The organism is Pseudomonas sp. HY2-MNA-CIBAN-0224 (assembly GCF_040310285.1).
Taxonomy (GTDB): Bacteria; Pseudomonadota; Gammaproteobacteria; order Pseudomonadales; family Pseudomonadaceae; genus Aquipseudomonas; species Aquipseudomonas helleri.
Genome location: NZ_JBEOPQ010000775.1, coordinates 1 through 249, shown reverse-complemented (window position 1 = coordinate 249; position 249 = coordinate 1). Strand labels below are relative to the sequence as shown.

Below are 249 nucleotides of genomic sequence, written 5' to 3'. Positions count from 1 at the left end.
AATCAGGAGTGCCGACTTCATCCATGTAAATCAGTTTAGCGTTGCCGTCTTTATCGTTGACATAACCAAACTCAAACTTGGTATCAACAAACACTTGGTCAAGCTTGGCTAGTGCAGCAGAAATCACTTTAAAGCCTTGCTTGAGCAGGACTTCATATAGGTCGATATCTTGTGGTTTTTCAAAGCCAAATGCTTGGTAGTTGGCTTCAATGTCGCTACGACTAATATTGACGTCATCCTGTGCTGGTA

1 protein-coding gene is annotated in these 249 nt (G+C 42.2%); it reads right to left on the bottom strand.

Annotated features, from left to right (window positions below; all coding sequences use genetic code 11):
• Nucleotides 1-249 (bottom strand): phosphoribosylaminoimidazolesuccinocarboxamide synthase (locus tag AAEZ03_RS28420; RefSeq protein ID WP_350583308.1); only part of this gene is annotated, 249 nt, incomplete at both ends.